This is a genomic window from Lascolabacillus sp. (genome assembly GCF_028696275.1).
Taxonomy (GTDB): domain Bacteria; phylum Bacteroidota; class Bacteroidia; order Bacteroidales; family Dysgonomonadaceae; genus Proteiniphilum; species Proteiniphilum massiliensis.
Genome location: NZ_JAQVHI010000054.1, coordinates 1 through 8,146, shown reverse-complemented (window position 1 = coordinate 8,146; position 8,146 = coordinate 1). Strand labels below are relative to the sequence as shown.

The 8,146-nt window shown below is 38.4% G+C and carries 7 protein-coding genes; all 7 read right to left on the bottom strand.

From position 1 onward, the window contains the following. The coding region (locus PHO43_RS09490) for an aminotransferase-like domain-containing protein (protein ID WP_288012085.1) at nt 1–1,113 on the bottom strand (1,113 nt) is incomplete at its 3' end. Nucleotides 1,114–1,365: 252 nt separating this feature from the next. Further along, nucleotides 1,366–1,791: an ACT domain-containing protein gene (locus PHO43_RS09485; RefSeq protein ID WP_288012083.1), complete on the bottom strand. Its 426-nt coding sequence runs from the start codon at nt 1,789–1,791 to the stop codon at nt 1,366–1,368. A gap of 42 nt (nt 1,792–1,833) precedes the next feature. Beyond that, entirely contained in the window at nt 1,834–3,129 is a 1,296-nt protein-coding gene (locus PHO43_RS09480) for a phenylacetate--CoA ligase family protein (protein WP_045090083.1), read from the bottom strand. Nucleotide 3,130: 1 nt separating this feature from the next. Further along, nucleotides 3,131–3,706, bottom strand: a complete 576-nt coding sequence (locus PHO43_RS09475; protein WP_045090082.1) for an indolepyruvate oxidoreductase subunit beta — start codon at nt 3,704–3,706, stop codon at nt 3,131–3,133. Between the two features lie 13 nt (nt 3,707–3,719). After that, nucleotides 3,720–5,321 (bottom strand): thiamine pyrophosphate-dependent enzyme, encoded by a 1,602-nt coding sequence (locus PHO43_RS09470; RefSeq protein WP_197271976.1) that lies wholly within the window; start codon nt 5,319–5,321, stop codon nt 3,720–3,722. Between the two features lie 228 nt (nt 5,322–5,549). Then, nucleotides 5,550–7,685 carry a polyribonucleotide nucleotidyltransferase gene (gene pnp, locus PHO43_RS09465; protein WP_045090080.1) on the bottom strand — a complete coding sequence of 712 codons (2,136 nt, stop codon included), beginning with the start codon at nt 7,683–7,685 and terminating at the stop codon, nt 5,550–5,552. A gap of 202 nt (nt 7,686–7,887) precedes the next feature. After that, the coding region (locus PHO43_RS09460; RefSeq protein ID WP_288012080.1) for an OmpA family protein at nt 7,888–8,146 on the bottom strand (259 nt) is incomplete at its 5' end.

Here is an 8,146-nt window from a genome sequence, read left to right as displayed (position 1 = left end):
ACGTATATGATCATTTTTAATTCCATCAGGGTCGAAAGTTTTACCTGTCACAAATACCACTCCTTTTTCAATAGACTTTTTCAGTACATCTGTTGCATCGCATCCCTCAGGTAGTTGTAACCATGTATAAAACCCTCCTCTAGGTTTTTCGAAAGAAACACTTTCAGGTAAACATTTCTCCAGAGTATCAATCATTGCTAGTCCACGTTTTTTATACTCCTCTCTGACTTCAGAAATATAGGCATCAATATGACCTTCACGGATGAATTTATCAGCAACAACCTGTGATATACTTGGAGAGCATGCATCAATTGACTGCTTTATCAATTCACACTTCTGATATATATTATCAGGAACTAGCATCCAGCCTAGACGAAGACCAGGACCCAGTATCTTTGAAAATGAACCGGTAAAGCAGACATCTATACCTTCAGGATCCATTGACTTAATCAGTTTCATTTTAGGTCTATCCTCTTCAAAAAAATAGAGGTCACTATATACATCATCTTCAATTATAGGGATTTCCTGATTTCTTAGTACGTCGATCATCTCTTTTTTTACCTCTTCGGAATAAACTATTCCCGCAGGGTTATGAAAATTTGGAGAGTAATATAAAAATTTAGGCTTAACTGAAGAGGAATTTATCCTATCTTTTAGCAGTTTAATATCCATTCCATCGCCATTCAAGGGAACAGTAACAAGATTAGCCTGATAAGATCTGAATGCAGAGAGAGCCCCTATAAAGCTTGGTGTTTCTACCAATACAGAATCTCCCGGATCAAGAAATGCCTTTGCCAAAATATTTATTGCTTGCAGAGAGCCTGTAGTTATAATAAGTTTGTTGGATTTAACAGGCAACCCTTTTTTCTCAAGCCATTCCGACAACGATTCTAGTAGGGTAGGGAGTCCTGTGGTTGGTCCATACTGCAATGCAACCTGTTTCTCTTTTTCACAGAGAGAGTTTAATATTTTATCTATTTTATTCAATGGGAACAATTCATTACCCGGCATTCCACCTGCAAAAGAAATCATATCTGGTGAAGTTGCAAGGCTCATTAGATCGCGTATTTCTGAAGAGCGCAGTTCAGCTACGCTGCTTGAAAATCTAGTCATATTTCTTATTTTATTATCTGTTCGTTTTTTCTTCTATAGAATTGTCATATTTTTTCTAGTTTACACTAATTCTCTCACCCATTAGCTGTTCATTCGCTATTTGATTTAAACTCACTTCGTTCAAACAGTAAATCAAATTTAACACTCATTTCACAGAATGGGTACCCGAAAGAATTAGTTGAGACTTCAAAAAAACATCACAATTCTAATTGACGCAGAAAAAACTTGCCAAAGCATTTAAATTAAGTCGTTCTATAGCTGATAAATATCACTCTGTGAAAGCAGCTTAAGGCGGTTTCTATCAAGCACTTCAGTTACGCGCTGAATATCAGCAGCCCTGATAACAGCAAGAGCAACATCATTATTCGAGAAAGCATACATGTAATCAACATTAATACCCTCATCAGTAAGAATCTCCAGAATATTATAAAGAGAACCCGGTTGATCTGGCATATTAATGCAAACTACATCGGTTAGTCCTATAGAAAATCCAGCTTTCTCGAGAACATCCTTTGCAAGTTCAGGTCTGCCAACAACCATTCGCACTATACCATAGTCTGCAGTCTCTGCTACACTCAAAGCTGTAATATTGATATCATTGACTGCCAGTATTCGGGTAAGTTCTGTTAGTCGCCCCGACCTATCTTCCAGAAAAACAGAGAGTTGTTTGATATGCATTATTTTTGATTTTATATATTATTTTCATGTATCTTATTCCAATCATTTCCTATAGTCAATAACCCTTTTAGCTTTACCTTCTGATCGTTCAATCGTATTTGGTTCCACTAACCTGATCTTAGCTCCTATACCAAGCATACTTTTTATATTATTATCAATACGCCTTCTTATACCTTCGAGTTCACGAATACTATCTGACCAATTTTTCTGATCAACCTCTACCAAAATCTCCATAGTGTCAAGGTTGTTTTCACGACGCACAATTATTTGATAATGCGGGGTTATTTCAGACATATCCATAAGTACAGATTCAATCTGTGAAGGAAATACATTCACACCCCTTATAATCAGCATGTCGTCAGTTCTTCCAAGACATTTTTCCATTCGGACAAGAGTACGTCCACAATCACATTTCTCTCTGTGCAACCTGGTTAAATCCCTTGTGCGATATCTTAACAAAGGCATTGCCATTTTACTCACAGTTGTGAATACAAGTTCACCAATCTCACCGTCAGGCAAAACTTCAAGAGTTTCAGGATCGATAATTTCTGGAATAAAATGATCCTCAAACACATGATTGCCACATTGACATTCACATTCCATTGATACTCCTGGTCCGATCACTTCACTCAAACCATAAATATCAAAAGCTTTCAAACTCAGTAGATTCTCAATCTGACATCTTAGCTCATTAGTCCATGGTTCAGCTCCAAAAACACCAATACGCAGCTTAATATCATCCGGAGAGATTCCATCATTTGCTATGCATTCACCCAGATGAGCAGCATAAGATGGAGTACAAGCGAGCACTGTAGCTTTGAAATCAGTCATAAACTGAAGCTGTTTCTTAGTATTACCAGTGGAAATTGGAATTACAGTTGCACCTATCTTCTCAGCTCCGTAATGAAGTCCCAGACCACCCGTAAAAGGACCGTAGCCATAAGCAATCTGAATAGTGTCACCACTGTGAATACCAGCCATGGTAAGACTTCTGGCAACCACCTCAGCCCATACCTCTATATCCGAATGAGTATAACCTACAACAGTTGGCTTTCCTGTTGTACCGCTGGAAGCATGGATTCTTACCACATCACTCTGAGGTACTGTAAACAAGCCAAATGGATAGTTATCTCTAAGATCATTTTTTGTAGTAAATGGCAGATCTTTTAGCTGCTCAATATCTTTTATATCATCAGGTTTAAGACCAATTTCGTCAAATTTCAGTCTGTAAAACGGCACATTATTATACATACGTTTTACCATGCAGTTAAACTTGCTACTTTGCAATTCCTGCATCTGTTCCCTTTCGGCACACTCTATTTCACGGTTCCAGATCATTTTAATTCTTACATTTTTCAATACCTAATCTGAAAGCTTTCAGATTCATTTCCACTATTTTATCACCTTTCCTTTTGAAGAAAATTTCAATTGCTTTTTCCAGTTCTTCAGTCTCAATTCCCAAATATGGAGATGCAGCACCAAGCATTGCAATATTGTATGTTTTGGAACCACCTGCTTCCTGAGCAATTATTTTTGCATCAACTAAAAGATGTTTTGCAGACATCCTGATATTGTTTAGCAAATCATCAATATCGGGATAGTTACCAATATTCTCATACGGTTCAGTTGTAGTTACAATTATACCTTCCGGAGATAAAAAAGGGAGGTATCTAAGAGATTCCATAGGCTCAATAGAAAGAATCAGATCAGCTTTTCCAAGAGGTATAAGATCAGAGTATATTTCTTTAGATGATATACGCAAATGAGATTCTACAGCACCACCACGCTGACTCATTCCATGTACTTCAGCCTGCTTAAGGTTTAGTCCCAGGTTCATTGCTGCCAGGTCAATAATAGAGGCAATAGTAAGTATCCCTTGGCCTCCCACACCAGCTATAATAATATTTTTTTGCATTTATAATTTTAAGTTACTCAATTTCAATTGCCTGTTTCCTGTTCTTTTTTAATGTCTGAACACACTCCCTCTGAGAAATAATTACAGAGACACCGTTATATTCAAACTCCTCCCGAAGAATAGCAATATTCTCCTCGAGATTTTTTTTCAGAGGTTTAATTACTCTTATATGATCCTCTTCAACACCTATACCTTTGCATATGTCGAAGAATTTGCCTGTACCGGCAGAATCCTGACCACCGGTCATTGCTGTAGTATCATTATCCGAAATAATTACTGTCACAGGAGATTTATCATTAACAGCATCGAGCAAGCCGGTCATCCCCGAGTGAGTAAAAGTGGAGTCGCCAATAACACATACTGCCGGTCGCATTCCCGCATCAGCAGCCCCTTTAGCCATTGTTATCGAGGCACCCATATCAACACATGTACTTATACTACTATAAGGGGGAAGCGCACCCAAAGTATAACAACCAATATCACCAAATATCTGTTTCTGTGAATAGTTTTCCATTACCATATTGATAGCTTCAAAAAGATCACGGTGACTACAACCCTGGCATAGCATAGGTGGTCTGCCTACAACAATATCAGGCACATTCTGAATACTAGAAGATTTTACCCCTAATGCTTTTGCAATAACATTTGGAGATAGTTCCCCTGTTCTTGGCAATATGCCATCCAGTCTCCCGCGAAACTTTTTATTTCCCAGATAACCTTTCAGAAGCTCTTCAAGTACAGGATAACCCTCTTCTACAATAAGTATTTCTGAGTATCTGTCACAAAACTCCCTGATAGTTTGTTTTGGCATAGGATATTGAGATATCTTTAGAACAGGAGTATTTAATCTGAATGCATCAATTACCTCCATTACATAATTGAACCCTATTCCAAAAGCTATAACAGCACTGGAGCCAATACCCTCAATAACTCTATTAAACCTGGATTTTTCAGAAAGTGAGATTAATGTCTCCTGTTTTTTAAGTAAACCCTGATAGTTTTTGCGGGCATTTGCAGGCAACAATATCCACTTGCCATCTATAGGAGAAGGATTAAGGTCGTTTTGTTCGCGAGGGTTCTGTCTGATAACAACCGATCGTGAATGCGACAAACGTGTTGGAATACGTAATAGTACAGGTAATTCCATTTTCTCCGACAAATCAAAACCATATCTGGTCATGTCGTAAGCTTCCTGCTGATTAGATGGTTCAAGTACAGGAATCATTGCAAACTTACCATAAACCCTGCTATCTTGTTCATTCTGAGATGAGTGCATTGATGGGTCATCGGCAACAACAATTACCAATCCTCCATTTACACCTGTAATAGATGAGTTCATAAAAGCATCAGCGGCAACGTTTAGTCCAACATGCTTCATACAGACCAAACTCCTTTTACCTGCATAGGACATGCCAAGAGCAGATTCATAAGCTGTTTTCTCGTTAGCCGACCATGATGAACGAACTCTGGTTTTTGTACTTTGTGGAGATTTTTGAATAAATTCCGTTATCTCAGTAGATGGAGTGCCCGGGTAAGCGTAAACACCTGATATACCTCCATCCAAAGCTGCCTGAGCAATCGCCTCAGCACCTAGAAGTAGTTGTTTCATTATTATTAATAAAAACCTGTGTTAATAATTCGTTTTATAAGTAAAACGAGGTTTATGATTACAAAATTACTAAAAATAAAGTATTAACGCTATAAATGATCAAAAAGATAGAAGATTAGATTATAAAGTTGCATTTCCAGACGAAACAAAGCATTCAATTTAAACACACAAAAAAAGCGAATCCTTTTGAGATTCGCTTATATAATAAGTAAAAAGTATGCTTACCCTTAAATTCTAATTTTTATCTTCCTTTGCAGGACGTGGTAATAAAACTTTACGTGAAAGTTTAAATTTACCTGATCTGGAGTCGATATCAATCAATTTAACATCTATCTTATCACCCTCTTTTATACCGGTATCCTCGATAGACTCAAATCTTTGCCAGTCAACTTCAGAAATATGCAACAATCCATCTTTGCCTGGGAGGAATTCACAGAATAAACCATAAGGCATTACTGATCTTACAGTTGCTTTGTAAACTTCACCTACTTCAGGAACAGCAACGATACCTTTAATTTTGTTCATTGCAGCATCGATTGATGCTTTATTAGTAGCAGATACTTCAACGCGACCTTTATTATTCACCTCTTCAATAGTGATAGTAGCTCCTGTCTCTTCCTGAATGCCCTGTATAATTTTTCCGCTTGGTCCAATTACAGCACCTATAAAGTCTTTAGGGATTTCTATCACCTCGATACGTGGAGCATGAGGTTTCATATCTGCACGTGGTTCAGAGATGGTCTCCATCATTTTACTCATGATATGCTCACGGCCAGCTTTTGCCTGTGCCAGAGCCTCTTCGAGTATCTCATAAGATAGACCATCTACTTTAATATCCATCTGAGTAGCAGTTATCCCGTCAAGAGTACCGCATACCTTGAAGTCCATATCACCAAGATGATCCTCATCTCCAAGAATATCAGAAAGAATAGCATACTTCTGACCTTTGTTTTCAGAGATAAGACCCATTGCTATACCACTTACTGGTTTCTTAATCTTAACTCCTGCATCCATAAGGGCAAGAGTACCTGCACAAACAGTAGCCATTGACGAAGAACCATTTGATTCAAGAATATCAGAAACCACACGTACAACATATGGGTAATCATCAGGTATCATTCTCTTAAGAGCTCTGTTTGCAAGATTACCGTGACCTATTTCACGACGGCCGGTGCCTCGTTGTGGACGAGCTTCGCCTGTTGAGAAAGGAGGGAAGTTGTAATGCAGCAGGAAGCGGTCGGTATCATGTACCAAAGCATCATCTACCATTTTTTCATCCAGTTTGGTGCCAAGCGTTACAGTTGTAAGTGATTGAGTTTCACCACGTGTAAACAGTGCAGCACCGTGAGGTCCCGGAATAAAGTCAACTTCACTCCAGATAGGACGAATCTCGGTAGTTTTACGACCATCAAGTCGTTTGCCCTCATCCAGAATACAGCGGCGCATTGCCTCTTTTTCCACATCGTGATAATAACGAGAAATAAGAGGAAGTTTCTCTTCTCTTTCCTCTTCAGGAATTGTTTCAATAAAATTATTCAGAATAGCCTCAAAAGCATCAATACGCTCATGTTTGTTTGGATTTTGAGAAGCTGCTACAGCATAAGCTTGCTGATAGCAAGTGTCCCAAACAAGTTTGCGTAACTCTTCGTCTTTATCTTCATGACTATATTCACGTTTTACAGTTTTTCCAACAGCTTCAGTCAGTTCGATCTGAACAAGACAATGTTTTTTTATCTCCTCATGAGCAAACTTGATAGCATCCAGTAACTCTGCTTCTGACACTTCATTCATTTCACCCTCAACCATCATAATATTATCCATGGTGGCACCAACCATGATGTCAAGATCGGCTTTTTGAAGCTCTTTGAAAGTAGGATTTATAACAAGCTTTCCATCAATACGAGCAACGCGTACTTCAGAGATTGGTCCATTGAAAGGTATATCAGAAACAGCCAGAGCAGCAGAAGCAGCCAAACCAGCCAGTGCATCAGGCATATCTTCACCATTTGAAGAGAAAAGTATGACGTTCACAAAAACATCAGCATGATAATCATCAGGAAAAAGAGGACGTAAAACGCGGTCGATAAGTCTGCTCGTTAATATTTCAGAGTCAGAAGGTCTTCCTTCACGTTTCAGAAAACCTCCGGGAAAACGTCCAGCAGAAGCAAATTTTTCTCTATATTCCACCTGAAGTGGCATAAAATCAGTTCCCGGTGTAGCATCTTTGGCAGCACAAACAGTTGCAAGCAGCATGGTATCACCCATACGCAGCGTAACGGATCCGTCAGCCTGTTTAGCTAACTTTCCCGTTTCCAGCGTTATCTCACGTCCGTCTGACAGTTGGATACGCTTAATTATTGGATTCGTCATAAATAAAATATGTTATTTTCTATACATAAAATTCTCACAAAGGTACACAAAGTTTTGGTTTTATGGGACATCGAAATTATAAAATTGACTGCTCAGATAAAAAAACACAGGAATGCCTGATAAGGACATTCCTGCTTTCCGGAACATAAATTTAAGTATGTACTGTTATTGTAACATGTTTAATTATATTTTCCGGGAAATCTTATTTTGCCACTTCAACACGACGAGCCTTGATAGTCAAAGCTTCGTTACCCGAAGTTTTAGGATCCTTACCTTCACCAGAAGTAGTCATTCTTGAAGCTGCAATACCCTGTTTTATGAGATAATTTTTGACAGCCTCGGCACGACGCAGAGATAAACCATCATTATAATCATTAGGACCATAATGGTCAGTATATCCTGTAATTACCACATTGGTGTCATCAAATTCCTTAAGTACAGAAACAATGGTATTAAGTTCC